A 14,503-nucleotide genomic window follows, 5' to 3' on the forward strand; every position below is an offset into this window, starting at 1 on the left:
CAAACCCGCCCCGCCCCCACTGCCATGACCGATCACACGATGCGTCTCGCCGGCCTCGAGCCGTTCAACGTCACGCCCGGCACGCTGTTCATCAACGTCGGCGAACGCACCAACGTCACCGGCTCGAAGGCCTTCGCACGGATGGTGCTCAACGGCCAGTTCGACGAGGCGCTCGCAGTCGCGCGCCAGCAGGTCGAGAACGGCGCGCAGGTCATCGACATCAACATGGACGAGGCGATGCTCGATTCGAAGGCGGCGATGGTGCGCTTCCTGAACCTGATCGCCTCCGAGCCGGACATCGCGCGCGTGCCGATCATGATCGACTCGTCGAAGTGGGAAGTGATCGAGGCGGGCCTCAAGTGCGTGCAGGGCAAGGCGATCGTCAACTCGATCTCGCTGAAGGAAGGCGAGGAAGCCTTCATCCACCACGCGCGCCTGATCCGCCGCTACGGCGCGGCGGCCGTCGTGATGGCGTTCGACGAGACCGGCCAGGCCGACACCTACGCGCGCAAGACCGAGATCTGCACGCGTTCGTACGACATTCTCGTGAACCGGTGCGACTTCCCGCCCGAGGACATCGTGTTCGACCCGAACATCTTCGCGGTCGCCACGGGCATCGAGGAGCACAACAACTACGCGGTCGACTTCATCGAGGCGACCCGCTGGATCAAGCAGAACCTGCCGCACGCGAAGGTGAGCGGCGGGGTGTCGAACGTGTCGTTCTCGTTCCGCGGCAACGATCCGGTGCGCGAGGCGATCCACACCGTGTTCCTGTACCACGCGATCCAGGCCGGCATGGACATGGGCATCGTCAACGCGGGCCAGCTCGGCGTGTACGCCGACCTCGACGCCGACCTGCGCGAGCGCGTCGAGGACGTGATCCTGAACCGCCGCGACGACTCGACCGACCGCCTGCTCGAAGTCGCCGACAAGTTCAAGACCGGCGCGGCGAGGAAGGAAGAGAACCTCGAATGGCGCAACCAGCCGGTCGAGAAGCGTCTCGCGCACGCGCTCGTGCTCGGCATCACGAACTTCATCGTCGAGGACACCGAGGAGGCCCGCGCGAAGATCGCCGCGGCGGGCGGCCGCCCGATCAGCGTGATCGAAGGGCCGCTGATGGACGGCATGAACATCGTCGGCGACCTGTTCGGCCAGGGCAAGATGTTCCTGCCGCAGGTGGTGAAGTCGGCGCGCGTGATGAAGCAGGCGGTCGCGCACCTGATCCCGTTCATCGAGGAGGAAAAGCGCCTGCTCGCCGAGGCGGGCGGCGACGTGCGCGCGAAGGGCAAGATCGTGATCGCCACCGTCAAGGGCGACGTCCACGACATCGGCAAGAACATCGTGTCGGTCGTGCTCCAGTGCAACAACTTCGAAGTCGTCAACATGGGCGTGATGGTCCCGTGCAACGAGATCCTCGCGAAGGCGAAGGTCGAGGGCGCCGACATCATCGGGCTGTCCGGCCTCATCACGCCGAGCCTCGAGGAAATGGCCTACGTCGCCTCGGAGATGCAGCGCGACGACTACTTCCGCATCAAGAAGATCCCGCTCCTGATCGGCGGCGCGACCACCTCCCGCGTGCACACCGCCGTCAAGATCGCGCCGCACTACGAAGGCCCGGTCGTCTACGTGCCGGACGCGTCGCGTTCGGTGTCGGTCGCGTCGAGCCTCCTGTCCGACGAGGGCGCGACGCGCTATCTCGACGAATTGAAGGCCGACTACGACCGGATCCGCGACCAGCACGCGAACAAGAAGGCCCAGCCGCTCGTCACGCTCGCCGAGGCGCGCGCGAACCGGACCCCGCTCGACTGGGCGAACTACACGCCGCCCAAGCCGAAGTTCATCGGCCGCCGCCTCTTCAAGAACTACGACCTGAACGAACTGGCGACCTACATCGACTGGGGCCCGTTCTTCCAGACCTGGGACCTCGCCGGCCCGTATCCGGCGATCCTCAACGACGAGATCGTCGGCGAATCGGCGCGGCGCGTGTTCTCCGACGCGAAATCGATGCTCGCGCGCCTGATCCAGGGCCGCTGGCTCAGCGCGAACGGCGTGATCGCGCTGCTGCCCGCCAACACCGTCGGCGACGACGACATCGAGATCTACAGCGACGAATCGCGCAGCGAGGTGATGATGACCTGGCGCAACCTGCGCCAGCAGAGCGTGCGGCCGGTGGTCGACGGCGTGATGCGCCCGAACCGCTCGCTCGCCGACTTCATCGCGCCGAAGGCGTCGGGCGTGGCCGACTACATCGGCCTGTTCGCGGTCACCGCGGGGCTCGGCGTCGACGTGAAGGAGCGCCAGTTCGAGGCCGACCACGACGACTACAGCGCGATCATGCTGAAGGCGCTTGCGGACCGCTTCGCGGAAGCGTTCGCGGAGCTGCTGCACGCACGCGTGCGGCGCGACCTGTGGGGCTATGCGAACGACGAGACGCTCGGCAACGACGATCTGATCGCCGAGAAATACAAGGGCATCCGCCCGGCGCCCGGCTATCCGGCCTGCCCGGACCATCTGGTGAAGCGCGACATGTTCGAAGCGCTTCATACAGACGAGATCGGCATGAGCCTGACCGATTCGCTCGCGATGCTGCCCGCCGCCAGCGTGTCGGGCTTCTACCTCGCGCACCCGGAGAGCACCTATTTCTCGGTGGGCAAGATCGGCCAGGACCAGCTCGACGATTTCGCGCGGCGCATGGCGCTGTCCCCGGAGGACGCGCGGCGCGCGCTCGCGCCGCTGCTGTGACGACGCGCCGGGGCGGCGGCCCGCCTCTTCAAGAAAAAAGCCCGCATGCATGCGGGCTTTGGCACATCCGGCGCGGCGCGACGCCGCGCGGGCTCAGAAGCCCCAGTGGATGTCGGCGTTCTGCGCCTTCGCCTCGCGCAGCATCACCAGGAACGGCGCGACGCGCTGGGCCAGGCTCGCCGGCACCTCGTGGTGCGCGTGATCCGGCTCCTCCTCGTGGAAATGCCCCGCGTGCTCGGCCCGTTGCTGCTTGGCCTGCGCAACCGCGCCTTCCAGCTTGGCGATCGCGCCGTCGAGTTCGTCGGACGTGATCACCCCGCGCTCGCCCAGCTGCTTGCCGACGATACCGAGCACGTACACCGCGAAATCCTTCAGCACGTCGAGATCCTGTGCCGCTTTGCTCTTGAACGTAATCATGACAATCCCTTTTCATCTTGTTGTGCGTGCCGGCCCCCGCTGCTCCGGAAGCCCGGCGAGCGCGCATCAGGCCGCTCGGGCGCATGGCACCTGAACGGCATATTAGCACCTGTTAAAATTCAACGATTCCTGAAACGCGCGCCCCCGGGCGCGCCGGCGTCCCGGCCCAGGCGGGCCGTCGTCAACGACATTTAACGACCAGCCATGCTGCCCGCACACAAACACACTCTCGAAACCCTGCTCGCCGACAGCGTCAAGCAGGTGGTCCAGGACCTCAAGGGCGACGCCGACGCGGCGTTCGTCACCCCCGCGATCGCGCTCGAGCGCCCGAAGGCGGCCGCGCACGGCGATGTCGCCTGCAACGTCGCGATGCAGCTCGCGAAGCCGCTGGGGACGAATCCGCGCCAGCTGGCCGAGCGGATCGTCGCCGCGCTGACCGCGCAGCCGGGCGCGCAGGACCTCGTCGAGGCCGCCGAGATCGCCGGCCCCGGCTTCATCAACCTGCGGCTGACCGCCGTCTCCAAGCAGGCCGTGGTCGGCGCGGTGCTGGCCGAGGGCCGCACCTTCGGCCAGTCGACGCGCGACGCCGGCAAGCGCGTGCTGATCGAATTCGTGTCGGCCAACCCGACCGGCCCGCTGCACCTCGGTCACGCGCGCCAGGCGGCGCTCGGCGACGTGCTCGCGAGCGTGCTCGCGAGCCAGGGCTACGCGGTGCACCGCGAGTTCTACTACAACGACGCGGGCGTGCAGATCAACAACCTCGCGCTGTCGACGCAGGCGCGCGGGCGCGGCCTGAAGCCCGGCGACGCGCTCTGGCCGGAAGCCGCGTACAACGGCGAATACATCGCCGACATCGCGCGCGACTACCTGGCGGGCGAGACGGTCGCCGCGTCGGACGGCGTGCCGGTCAAGGGCGCCGCCGACCTCGACGACCTCGACGCGATCCGCCGCTTCGCGGTCGCCTACCTGCGCCGCGAGCAGGACATGGACCTGAAGGCGTTCGGCGTGGTGTTCGACGAGTACTACCTGGAATCGTCGCTGTACAAGGAAGGCCGGGTCGAGCAGACGGTCGACGCGCTGGTCAAGGCCGGCATGACCTACGAGCAGGAAGGCGCGCTGTGGCTGCGCACGACCGACGAGGGCGACGACAAGGACCGCGTGATGCGCAAGACCGACGGCACCTACACGTATTTCGTGCCGGACGTCGCCTACCACGTGACCAAGTGGCAGCGCGGCTACACCAAGGTGATCAACGTCCAGGGCACCGACCACCACGGCACGATCGCGCGCGTGCGCGCGGGCCTGCAGGGCCTGCACGTCGGCATCCCGAAGGGCTATCCCGACTACGTGCTGCACAAGATGGTCACGGTGATGCGCGACGGTCAGGAAGTGAAGATCTCGAAGCGCGCGGGCAGCTACGTGACCGTGCGCGATCTGATCGAATGGTCGGGCGGCGCGCAGCCGGGCGCCGAGGTCGCGCCGGACCAGCTCGACGCGGCCACCCTCACGCGCGGCCGCGACGCGGTGCGTTTCTTCCTGATCTCGCGTAAGGCCGACACGGAATTCGTGTTCGATATCGACCTCGCGCTGAAACAGAACGACGAAAACCCGGTCTACTACGTGCAGTACGCGCACGCGCGGATCTGCTCGGTGCTCAACGAACTGAAGGCGCGCTACGGCGTCGACGCCGCGCAGCTCGCGACGGCCGACCTCGCGCCGCTGTCGAGCAAGTCCGCGATGTCGCTGCTGCAGAAGCTCGGCGAGTACCCGGACCTGCTCACGCATGCGGCGGGCGAGTTGGCGCCCCACGCGGTCGCGTTCTATCTGCGCGACCTCGCGGGTGAGTTTCACTCGTTCTACAATGCGGAGCGCGTGCTTGTCGACGACGCGGCGCCCCGCAATGCGCGCGCCGCGCTCCTCGCCGCCGCGCGGCAGGTGTTCGAGAACGGCCTCGCGGTGCTCGGCGTGTCCGCGCCCGAGAAGATGTAACGCGCGAGGACAGACCGTCACGGGTCGCGGCGCCGTCCGGCCGCGACCGTTTCACGATTCTTTTTGCAGGTGACTCAAGCAATGGCAAAACCACGCCGCACTACCAAGCAGTCGAAACAAGCCGGAGGAACATTTCTGGGTATCGTGCTGGGGCTGATCGTCGGCCTCGCGATCGCGGTAGTGGTGGCGCTCTATATCACGCGCGCGCCGTCGCCGTTCGTGTCGAAGGTGCCGCCGCCCACCGATGCCGGCGCAAGCCAGCCGCAGCAATTCGATCCGAACCGCGCGCTGCAGGGCAAGACGCCCGGCCAGCCGGTCCCGCAGGCCGCCCAGCCCACGCCGCCGAACACCGCGCCGGGCCAGGCCGCGAATCCGACCCAGCCGGGCCTGCTGCCCGAACCGCAGATCGTCGAGGTGCCGGGCGCCGCGACCAACGGCGACGCGAACCCGGGCGCGGACAACGGCGTCGCCGTCGCGCCGAAGCCCGCCGACATCACGCCGCCCGTGAAGAAGCCGTCGACCGCGACGGCCGCCGCGCCCTCGTCGTCGCCGTCGACCGCCAGGAACGCGCAGGCGCAGACGCCGCCGAAGGCGACCTCGTCGGCCGCCGCGACCGCCGCCAAGCCGACCTCCTCCGCGACGGCCGCGACCGCCGACGCGAACACCGGCTATTTCCTGCAGGTGGGCGCGTACAAGACCGAGGGCGACGCCGAGCAGCAGCGCGCGCGCCTCGGATTCCAGGGTTTCGAGTCGAAGGTGTCGAAGCGCGACGTCAGCGGCGTCACCTACTATCGCGTGCGGGTCGGCCCGTTCACGAAGTTCGACGACATGAACTCGGCGCGCCAGCGGCTGTCCGACGCTGGTGTCGATACCGCGGTGATCCGCTTCACGAAGCAGTGACGGGCGGCATCGCCGCGCGCCCGTCAGGCCAACCACGCAACCGATCCAACTTCCAACATGAAAAAACTGCTTAGCACGCTGTTCCTGTCCCTGAGCCTCGTCGCGGGCTTCGCGCACGCATCGCCGGCCGCGCCGGTGGCCGGCAAGGACTTCGAGGTGATGAAGGCGCCCCAGCCGGTGTCCGCGCCGGCCGGCAAGGTCGAGGTGATCGAGTTCTTCTGGTACGGCTGCCCGCACTGCTATGAATTCGAGCCGACCGTCGAGGCCTGGGTGAAGAAGCAGGGCGACAAGATCGCGTTCAAGCGCGTGCCGGTCGCGTTCCGCGACGACTTCGTGCCGCACTCGAAGCTGTTCTACGCGCTCGCCGCGCTCGGCGAGTCGGAGAAGGTCACGCCCGCCGTGTTCAACGCGATCCACAAGCAGAAGAACTACCTGCTGACGCCGGAAGCCCAGGCCGATTTCCTGGCCACGCAAGGGATCGATAAGAAGAAGTTCCTCGACGCGTACAACTCGTTCAGCGTGCAGGGCCAGGTCAAGCAATCGGCTGAGCTGCTGAAGAACTACAACATCGACGGCGTGCCGACCATCGTCGTGCAGGGCAAGTACAAGACGGGCCCCGCCTACACGAACAGCCTCGACGGCACCGCGCAGGTGATGGACTTCCTCGTGAAGCAGGTTCAGGACAAGAAGCTCTGATCCACGCCTGACGCCGTTTCACGTTCAGTTTCACGTTCAACCTGGGTTCACGCTTCATGGCTGCACCGCTGAAGGTCTTCATCACCGGCGCCTCCAGCGGAATCGGGCTCGCGCTCGCCGCGCACTACGCGGCGCAGGGCGCGACGCTCGGCCTCGTGGCGCGGCGCGGCGACACGCTCGCCGCGTTCGCGCAACGCTTTCCCGCCGCCTCGATCCATCTGTATCCCGCCGACGTGCGCGACGCCGACGCGCTCGCGCAGGCGGCCGCCCGCTTCATGGCGGCGCATGGCTGCCCGGACATCGTGATCGCCAACGCCGGCATCAGCCAGGGCGCGGTCACGGGGCAGGGCGATCTCGCCACGTTTCGCGCGGTGATGGACATCAACTACTACGGCATGGTCGCGACCTTCGAGCCGTTCGTCGGCCCGATGACGGCCGCGCGACGAGGCACGCTCGTCGGTATCGGCAGCGTCGCCGGCGTGCGCGGCCTGCCCGGCTCCGGCGCGTACAGCGCGTCGAAATCCGCCGCGATCAAGTATCTCGAAGCGTTGCGCGTCGAGCTGCGCCCCGCGCGGGTGGCCGTGGTGACGATCTCGCCCGGCTACATCCGCACGCCGATGACCACCCACAATCCGTATCCGATGCCGTTCCTGCTCGATGCCGAACGCTTCGCCGAGCGCGCGGCGCGCGCCATCGCCGGGCGCGCGCGATTTCGCGTGATTCCGTGGCAGATGGGCGTCGTCGGCATGGTGCTGCACGTGATGCCGCGCTGGCTGTACGACCGGCTGTTCGAGAAGGCGCCGCGCAAGCCCCGCGCCCGCGCCGACTAGGCCGCGGGCCTTCCCTCCCCGCTCAACCGTTGCGCGGCCCCGTCACGTAGATGGCCGGCTCGGCCGCCAGCGCGACCTTGACGCGTCGCGTCACGTCGTCCGCCAGCACCTCCTCCCGCCCCGCCTCGATCGCTTCGAGGGTCTGCCGCGCGACCTCGTCCGGGCTCAGCTTCGAAACGCCGCTCAGGTGGCCGCTCATGTCGGTGTCGATGTAGGCCGCATGCACCGCGACGACCAGCGTGTTCTGCGCACGCAGTTCCTGGCGGATCGCATTGGTCGCCGCCCACGCGGCCGCCTTCGAGATGCCGTAGGCGCCCGCGTTCGGCAGGCTCAGCCACGCGAGCACCGACAGCACGTTGACGAGCGCGCCGCCGCCGTTGTCGCGCAGCACCGGCGCGAACGCCTGCGCCACCGCGAGCGTGCCGAAGAAATTGGTGTCGAGCTGTTCGCGCAACGCCGCCGCGCCGGCCGCCGACAGCAGTTGCGGCGCGGGACGCAGGATGCCCGCGTTGTTGATCACGAGGTTCACGTCGCCCAGCGAGCGCGCGACCTCGGCCACCTCGTCCGGCCGGGTGATGTCGAGCCGCACGGCTTCCACGCCCGGCACCGTGATGCGCGCCGGATCGCGCGCCGCCGCGTAGATCTTCTTCACCCCGGCCGCCTGTAACTGCTTCACGTAGGCCAGGCCGACGCCCCGGTTCGCGCCCGTCACGAGCGCCACCGCTTGCTTCAGTTCCATCGTTCGCTCCTTTCATCACGTCACTGGAACGCCCGCCGCGACGCGCCGCCCTATATGGCCGCGCGCCGCGGCGCGGCGCGACACTTCATCCCGATGCGGGGTCGGGCGGATCGTCACCCGCGACGGCCCGCGGAATCCGGTTCGGGTCGTCGCGGGCGACGAGGTCGCCCGGCGCGGCCCGGTCATCGCGTTCATCGCGTTCGCCCGGCTTTCCCGGCTTTCCCGGCGCATCGCGAGGGCCTTGCCGGGCACACCACGCGACACGGCGGCGTCGTTCGTCGTTCGTCGTTCGTCGTTCGTCGTTCGTCGTTCGTCGTTCGTCGTTCGTCGTTCGTCGTTCGTCGTTCGTCGTTCGTCGTTCGTCGTTCGGCGTTCGGCGTTCGGCGTTCGGCGTTCGGCGTTCGGCGTTCGGCGTTCGGCGTTCGGCGTTCGGCGTTCGGCGTTCAGCGTTCAGCGTTCAGCGTTCGGCGTTCGGCGTTCGGCGTTCAGCGTTCAGCGTTCGGCGTTCGGCGTTCGGCGTTCAGCGTTCAGCGTTCAGCGTTCAGCGTTCAGCGTTCAGCGTTCAGCGTTCGGCGTTCGGCGTTCAGCATTCAACGTTCGGCGTTCAGCGTTCAGCGTTCGGCGTTCGGCGTTCGGCGTTCAGCATTCAACGTTCGGCGTTCGGCGTTCGGCGTTCGGCGTTCGGCGTTCAGCATTCAACGTTCGGCGTTCAGCGTTCGGCCTCCGGCCTCCATCATTGACCGCTCACTGATCGCCGTTCACCGGCCGCGACTCACCGCGCCCCCGCCACGTCGTGCGTCTCGTCGCACGCGGCCATCCCGCGCGAAGCCGGCTCGCCGCGCCCCATCCTCGCTGTCGGGGCGCCGAAACCGGCCGGCGCCTCGTCGGCGGCGGGCATCAACGCCAGCGAGACACTCGTCGCCTGGCGGCCGTCGCCGCCGCGCGCGGACACCCGCGCGGCGCGCGCGATCCCCCCCGCCGCCGCGCCCGTGAACGCGCCCGCGGCACGGCGTCCCCGGGCCAGCACCGCCGCACGCGATACACGATAGGCCCCACGCGCCGCGCGCTCGCCGCCGGCTTCCGGCCCACGCGGCGGCGACACCCGCCGTCCCTTCTGCTTGCCGCCACCCGCGACCGACATCCGCGCCTCGCCCATGAAATATGATGGCCGTCATATTAACTGGATTTTCACCGCCCGATGTGACGCCGATGAAAGTGGCGAACGATGATGCGCGGCCGGTCGCGAGCGCGCGGCTCGGCGTCCGCGGCAACGTCCGCGCGTCGCGCCGCCGACCGAGCCGCATTAACGACGCCCCACCGCCCCCGTGAAACGTCATGTCGTCGATCCCGCCGCCATGACAGGCGGCGCGCGCGCCCGCGTTGGCGGTCCGACCCGCATTGACGGTATGCTATCCGGCTGGCGGGCCCGCCGGCGCGCCACCGGCTCGTTTGCCGCCCCAAGAATCAAGCCACGTGGGAGATCCTATGCGTTTCACGTCGTTTACCGCCGCGGCGCTGCTCGCCGCCGCTCCGGCGCTCGTCGCGGCCAAGCCGCTGACCATCTGCACCGAGTCGAGCCCCGACGGCTTCGATGTCGTCCAGTACAACTCGCTCGTCACCACCAACGCGTCGGCCGACGTCATCTTCAACACCCTCGTGTCCTACGACGAAGCCGCGAAGAAGGTCACGCCCGCGCTCGCGGACAAATGGGACGTCAGCGCGGACGGCCTCACGTACACCTTCCACCTGCGCCCGGACGTCGCGTTCCAGACCACCGATTACTTCAAGCCGACCCGCGCGCTCAACGCCGACGACGTGGTGTTCACCTTCGGCCGGATGCTCGACGACGCCAATCCGTGGCACAAGGTCGCCGGGGCGAGCGGCTTCCCGCACGCTCAGTCGATGGGCCTCACGAAGCTCGTGAAGGCCGTCACCAAGGTCGACGACAGCACCGTGAAGTTCGAGCTGAACGAGCCGAACGCGACCTTCGTGCCGATCCTCACGATGGGCTTCGCATCGATCTACTCGGCCGAGTATGCGGACCAGCTGCTCAAGGCCGGCAAGCAGACCGACCTCAACGCGAAGCCGATCGGCACCGGCCCGTTCGTGCTGAAGGCCTACACGAAGGACGCGGTGATCCGCTACGACGTCAATCCGTCATACTGGGGCGCGAAGCCGAAGGTCGATCGCCTGATCTACGCGATCACGCCCGATCCGGCCGTGCGCGCGCAGAAGGTGAAGGCGGGCGAATGCCAGATCGCGCTGTCGCCGAAGCCACAGGACGTGGCCGCCGCGAAGGGCGACAAGGCGCTCAGGGTGGTCGAGACGCCCGCGTTCATGACCGCGTTCGTCGCGCTCAACACGCAAAAGAAGCCGCTCGACAATCCGAAGGTGCGCGAGGCGCTCAACCTCGCGTTCGACCGCACGACCTACCTGAAGGTGGTGTTCGACAACACCGCGACGCCCGCGAACAATCCGTATCCGCCGAACACCTGGAGCTACGCGAAATCGATCGCGCCGTATCCGCATGATCCGGCCAGGGCGAAGCTGCTGCTCGCCGCCGCGGGCTTCCCGAACGGCTTCGCGACGACGATCTGGGTGCGGCCGACGGGCAGCGTGCTGAACCCGAATCCGAAGGCGGGCGCCGAGCTGCTGCAGGCCGATCTCGCGAAGATCGGCGTGAAGGCCGAGGTCAAGGTGATCGAGTGGGGCGAGCTGATCAAGCAGGCGAAGCTCGGCCAGCACGATCTGCTGTTCATGGGCTGGGCCGGCGACAACGGCGACCCGGACAACTTCCTGACCCCGCAGTTCAGCTGCAACTCGGTGAAGTCCGGCATCAACTTCGCGCGCTACTGCGATCCGCAACTCGACAAGCTGATCGCGGACGGCAAGGAAACCGCCGACCTCGCGAAGCGGACCAAGGCCTACGAGGCCGCGCAGAAGTTGATCCACGACCAGGCGCTGTGGATTCCGCTCGGCTATCCGACCGCGTCGGCGCTGACCCGCGCGGGCGTGAGCGGCTATCGCGTCAGCCCGTTCGGTCGACAGAACTTCACGAGGGTGTCGGTGCAGTAACGCAGCCCGCGGCCGCCCGCGCGACGCGGGCGGCTTCCCCATCACCGGCCCGACGCGCGGCGTCGCGCAAGCGCGACCTCCAGCCCGCCGACAAGGCCGGCGTGCGGCGGACGTCGCCCGGCGCTTGTCCCGCGCGTGCGCCCCGCGCTATACTCCGCCCGTTTTCCTCCTCACCGGATCTCAGCCAAAGTGAACAACTAAGCCCTTCCCGAATGTCGCCGCCGCCGCGTCACGCACGCCGCGCGCAGGGTTTCATGCATTTCCGGAGGCGCTTATGGCCCAGATCACGTCCACCGCGGCGCGCGTCGCGCTGCATCACGTTTCCTTCCGCTTCGACGACGGCGTCACGCTGTTCGATTCGCTCGACCTCATCCTCGACGCCACGCCGACCGGCATCGTCGGCCGCAATGGCATCGGCAAAAGCGTGCTCGCGCAACTGATCGCGGGCCGGCTCGCGCCGAGCGGCGGAACCGTCAAGCACGACGCGCCGGTCGCGTTCGTCGCGCAGCAGGCGCTCGACGATTCGCGCGACGGCGCGAGCGCCGCCGCGCTCGCCGGCCTCGCCGCGCCGCTCGCGGCGCTCGACCGGCTCGCGGCGGGTCGCGCCGACGCGAGCGACTTCGAGGTGATCGGCGAGCGCTGGGATCTCGCGGAGCGCTTTCGCGCCGCGCTCGACGCCGCCGGCCTGGGCGCGCTCGATCCCGCCCGCCCGGCCCGCGACCTGAGCGGCGGCCAACGCGCGCGCGTCGCGCTGATCGGCGCGTTCCTGTCGGACGCGGGCCTGCTCGTGCTCGACGAGCCCAGCAACCACCTCGACGCACCGGGCCGCGCCTGGCTGCGCGACCAGCTCGCGCGCTGGCGCGGCGGCCTCGTCGTGGTGAGCCACGATCGCGGGCTGCTCGCCGGCATGCGGCGCATCGTCGAGCTGACGCCGCATGGACTGCGCGCCTACGGCGGCGACTACGCGCACTATTGCGCGCAGCGCGACGCGGAGCGCGACGCCGCGCAGGCCGCGCTCGATCACGCGCGCACCGAGCGCGGCCGGGTGCGCCGCCGGCTCGAACGCGAGCACGACACGATCCAGCGTCGCGCGGCCGGCGCGCGACGCTACGCGGAAACCGCCAACCTCACGCGCTCGGACCGCTTCGCCCTGAAGAACGCCGCGGTCGAGATCATGGGACACGTGCGGCGCGACCAGCGCGAGCACAAGGCGACGCTCGACGACGGGGTCGCGCGCGCCGCTGCGCGGATCGAGCCGGACACGCCGGTACTCCTGTCGCTGCCGGGCGCCGAGGTGAGCGCGCGCCGCCAGCTGTTCACGCTCGACGACGCGCGGCTGCCCTGGCTCGCCGACGACAACCCCGCCGCCGCCGTCACCTGGTCGGCGAACGGGCCGCTGCGGATCGCGCTCACCGGCCCGAACGGCTGCGGGAAATCGACGCTGCTGCAAGTGCTCGCGGGGCTCGTCGCGCCGCGCGCGGGCCGCTGCGACACGCATGTCGGCGTCGCCTACCTCGACCAGCGGCTCGCGCTGCTCGATCCCGAACGCTCGATCGTCGAGCAGTTGGGGCTGCTCGACACGCCGCTCGCCGAGGGCGAGCTGCGCAGCCGGCTCGCGCTGCTGCAACTCGACGCGACGCGCGCGACGCTGCCGACCGGCCGGCTGAGCGGCGGCGAACGCCTCAAGGCCGCGCTCGCCTGCGCGCTGTGGCGCGGCGCGCCGGCGCAGCTGCTGCTGCTCGACGAGCCGACCAACCATCTCGATCTCGAATCGGTGCGCGCGTTCGAGACGGCGCTCGCGACCTTCCCGGGCGCGCTCGTGGCCGCCTCGCACGACGACGCGTTTCTCGCCGCGCTCGCGCCCACGCACGCGATGCGCTGGAGCGCCGCCGGCTGGCGCTGCGAGCCGCTCGCCTAGCGCGCGGCGGCGGCCGGACGACGCGGCCGGAACCGCAGCACGCCGTCCGCGCCCTGCTCGCGCGCGAATTCGCCCGCGAGCCACAGCAGATGCAGGTGGGCGATCGCCTCGCCGAGCGCGAAGGTCATCTGGTGGATGTCGAGTTCGCGCCGGCGGAACATGATCGGCACGATATCGGCCGCGCTCATCGGCTGGACCGCGCAGGCCTCGCGCACCTCGTCGAGCCGCGCGCGATGATGCTCGCGCAGCTGCGCGATGCGCGTGTGCAAGCCGCGGAACGGCTTGCCGTGCGACGGCAGCACGAGGGTCCCGGCCGCCATCGCGTCGTAGCGGCCGAGCGAGTCGAGATACAGCGCGAGCGGATTGGCCTCGGGCTCCAGGTCGAACACCGACACGTTGGTCGAGATCCTCGGCAGCACCATGTCGCCCGAGATCAGCACGCCGTCGGCCGCGCTGTGCAACGCGCAATGTTCAGGAGAATGGCCGAAGCCCGTCACGACGCGCCAGTCGCGCGCGCCGATCCGCACCGTGTCGCCCTCGCGCAGGCGGCGATAGCGCGGCGGCACGGCGGGCACCAGGTCCGAGTAATAGCTGCGCCGGTTGCGCAGCTTGTCGAGCGCGACGGGATCGGCCAGGCCGTGACGCGCGAAATGCTCGGCCGCCGCCGCGCCGCCCGCGTTCGAGCCGTTGCCGCCCGCGAGCAGGCAGCCGAACGCGTATTCGCCGAGCGTCATCCACAGCCGCGCCTGCCAGCGCGCGCGCGCGCCGCCCTCGCACAGCCAGTGAGCGAGGCCGAAGTGGTCCGGATGGCAATGCGTGACGAGCACCCGCAGCACGGGCAGGCCGTCGAGCTTCGTGTCGAACAGCTGCTCCCAATGCCCGCGGATCTCGTCGGTCGCGATCCCGCAATCGACGATCGTCCAGCCCGCCTGCCCGTCGATCTCGTCGCGCAGCAGCCAGAGGTTGATGTGATCGAGCGAGAACGGCAGCGGCATGCGCAGCCAGCTCACGCCCGGCGCGACCTCGAAGGTGTCGCCCGGCGCGGGCAGCGTATCGGCGAACGGATAGTCGAGTTGATGTTCCAGGGCGTTCATCGGGGGATCTCGTAGTCGTCGCGCCGGGCACGGCGGCGCGTGGAATCGATTCTATCGCCCCGGGCGAAGACGCGCCCGCGCGCACGTCGGCAAGCGCAAAAAA

Annotated in this window: 11 protein-coding genes; 7 read left to right on the top strand and 4 right to left on the bottom strand. The window is 69.4% G+C overall.

The window, feature by feature from the left end; genetic code table 11:
* Positions 1 to 24: 24 nt before the first annotated feature.
* Positions 25 to 2,742, top strand: coding sequence for a methionine synthase (gene metH, locus Bsp3421_RS28380; RefSeq protein WP_273999352.1), 2,718 nt, complete (start codon positions 25 to 27; stop codon positions 2,740 to 2,742).
* A 93-nt stretch (positions 2,743 to 2,835) separates the two neighbouring features.
* On the opposite strand, the gene Bsp3421_RS28385 is transcribed toward metH, so the two are convergent.
* Positions 2,836 to 3,159, bottom strand: coding sequence for a DUF1840 domain-containing protein (locus Bsp3421_RS28385; protein ID WP_273999353.1), 324 nt, complete (start codon positions 3,157 to 3,159; stop codon positions 2,836 to 2,838).
* Between the two features lie 204 nt (positions 3,160 to 3,363).
* On the opposite strand from Bsp3421_RS28385, the gene argS reads away from it, so the two are divergent.
* From argS to Bsp3421_RS28405, 4 genes are all read left to right on the top strand, one after another.
* Positions 3,364 to 5,148, top strand: a complete 1,785-nt coding sequence (gene argS / locus Bsp3421_RS28390) for an arginine--tRNA ligase (protein ID WP_273999355.1) — start codon at positions 3,364 to 3,366, stop codon at positions 5,146 to 5,148.
* A gap of 81 nt (positions 5,149 to 5,229) precedes the next feature.
* Complete coding sequence (locus Bsp3421_RS28395) at positions 5,230 to 6,048, top strand: SPOR domain-containing protein (protein WP_273999357.1); 819 nt, start codon at positions 5,230 to 5,232, stop codon at positions 6,046 to 6,048.
* A gap of 57 nt (positions 6,049 to 6,105) precedes the next feature.
* Positions 6,106 to 6,744, top strand: a complete 639-nt coding sequence (gene dsbA, locus Bsp3421_RS28400) for a thiol:disulfide interchange protein DsbA (RefSeq protein WP_273999359.1) — start codon at positions 6,106 to 6,108, stop codon at positions 6,742 to 6,744.
* Between the two features lie 56 nt (positions 6,745 to 6,800).
* The gene (locus Bsp3421_RS28405) at positions 6,801 to 7,574 is read left to right on the top strand and encodes an SDR family oxidoreductase (RefSeq protein WP_273999360.1); all 774 of its coding nucleotides are present in this window, start codon (positions 6,801 to 6,803) and stop codon (positions 7,572 to 7,574) included.
* 22 nt (positions 7,575 to 7,596) lie between these two features.
* Here Bsp3421_RS28405 and Bsp3421_RS28410 read toward each other — a convergent pair whose 3' ends face one another.
* Both Bsp3421_RS28410 and Bsp3421_RS28415 read right to left on the bottom strand, forming a co-directional pair.
* The gene (locus tag Bsp3421_RS28410; RefSeq protein WP_273999361.1) at positions 7,597 to 8,313 is read right to left on the bottom strand and encodes an SDR family oxidoreductase; all 717 of its coding nucleotides are present in this window, start codon (positions 8,311 to 8,313) and stop codon (positions 7,597 to 7,599) included.
* A 772-nt stretch (positions 8,314 to 9,085) separates the two neighbouring features.
* A complete protein-coding gene (locus Bsp3421_RS28415; protein WP_273999362.1) occupies positions 9,086 to 9,454 on the bottom strand; it encodes a hypothetical protein in 369 nt (122 codons plus the stop codon).
* 344 nt (positions 9,455 to 9,798) lie between these two features.
* On the opposite strand from Bsp3421_RS28415, the gene Bsp3421_RS28420 reads away from it, so the two are divergent.
* Positions 9,799 to 11,388: an ABC transporter substrate-binding protein gene (locus tag Bsp3421_RS28420; protein WP_273999364.1), complete on the top strand. Its 1,590-nt coding sequence runs from the start codon at positions 9,799 to 9,801 to the stop codon at positions 11,386 to 11,388.
* A gap of 274 nt (positions 11,389 to 11,662) precedes the next feature.
* Complete coding sequence (locus Bsp3421_RS28425) at positions 11,663 to 13,306, top strand: ATP-binding cassette domain-containing protein (RefSeq protein ID WP_273999366.1); 1,644 nt, start codon at positions 11,663 to 11,665, stop codon at positions 13,304 to 13,306.
* Here the strand turns inward: Bsp3421_RS28425 and Bsp3421_RS28430 are convergent.
* Positions 13,303 to 14,400, bottom strand: coding sequence for an MBL fold metallo-hydrolase (locus Bsp3421_RS28430; RefSeq protein WP_273999367.1), 1,098 nt, complete (start codon positions 14,398 to 14,400; stop codon positions 13,303 to 13,305). The two genes, Bsp3421_RS28425 and Bsp3421_RS28430, sit on opposite strands and share 4 nt — an antisense overlap.
* Between the last annotated feature and the right edge of the window lie 103 nt (positions 14,401 to 14,503).

Origin of the sequence: Burkholderia sp. FERM BP-3421, assembly GCF_028657905.1 — a bacterium.
Taxonomy (GTDB): domain Bacteria; phylum Pseudomonadota; class Gammaproteobacteria; order Burkholderiales; family Burkholderiaceae; genus Burkholderia.

What these genes read in the sequence shown, in the direction of transcription:
- metH (WP_273999352.1), top strand. Translation starts at nt 25, where the DNA reads ATGACCGATCACACGATGCGTCTCGCCGGCCTCGAGCCGTTCAACGTC.
- Bsp3421_RS28385 (WP_273999353.1), bottom strand. Translation starts at nt 3,159, where the DNA reads ATGATTACGTTCAAGAGCAAAGCGGCACAGGATCTCGACGTGCTGAAG.
- argS (WP_273999355.1), top strand. Translation starts at nt 3,364, where the DNA reads ATGCTGCCCGCACACAAACACACTCTCGAAACCCTGCTCGCCGACAGC.
- Bsp3421_RS28395 (WP_273999357.1), top strand. Translation starts at nt 5,230, where the DNA reads ATGGCAAAACCACGCCGCACTACCAAGCAGTCGAAACAAGCCGGAGGA.
- dsbA (WP_273999359.1), top strand. Translation starts at nt 6,106, where the DNA reads ATGAAAAAACTGCTTAGCACGCTGTTCCTGTCCCTGAGCCTCGTCGCG.
- Bsp3421_RS28405 (WP_273999360.1), top strand. Translation starts at nt 6,801, where the DNA reads ATGGCTGCACCGCTGAAGGTCTTCATCACCGGCGCCTCCAGCGGAATC.
- Bsp3421_RS28410 (WP_273999361.1), bottom strand. Translation starts at nt 8,313, where the DNA reads ATGGAACTGAAGCAAGCGGTGGCGCTCGTGACGGGCGCGAACCGGGGC.
- Bsp3421_RS28415 (WP_273999362.1), bottom strand. Translation starts at nt 9,454, where the DNA reads ATGTCGGTCGCGGGTGGCGGCAAGCAGAAGGGACGGCGGGTGTCGCCG.
- Bsp3421_RS28420 (WP_273999364.1), top strand. Translation starts at nt 9,799, where the DNA reads ATGCGTTTCACGTCGTTTACCGCCGCGGCGCTGCTCGCCGCCGCTCCG.
- Bsp3421_RS28425 (WP_273999366.1), top strand. Translation starts at nt 11,663, where the DNA reads ATGGCCCAGATCACGTCCACCGCGGCGCGCGTCGCGCTGCATCACGTT.
- Bsp3421_RS28430 (WP_273999367.1), bottom strand. Translation starts at nt 14,400, where the DNA reads ATGAACGCCCTGGAACATCAACTCGACTATCCGTTCGCCGATACGCTG.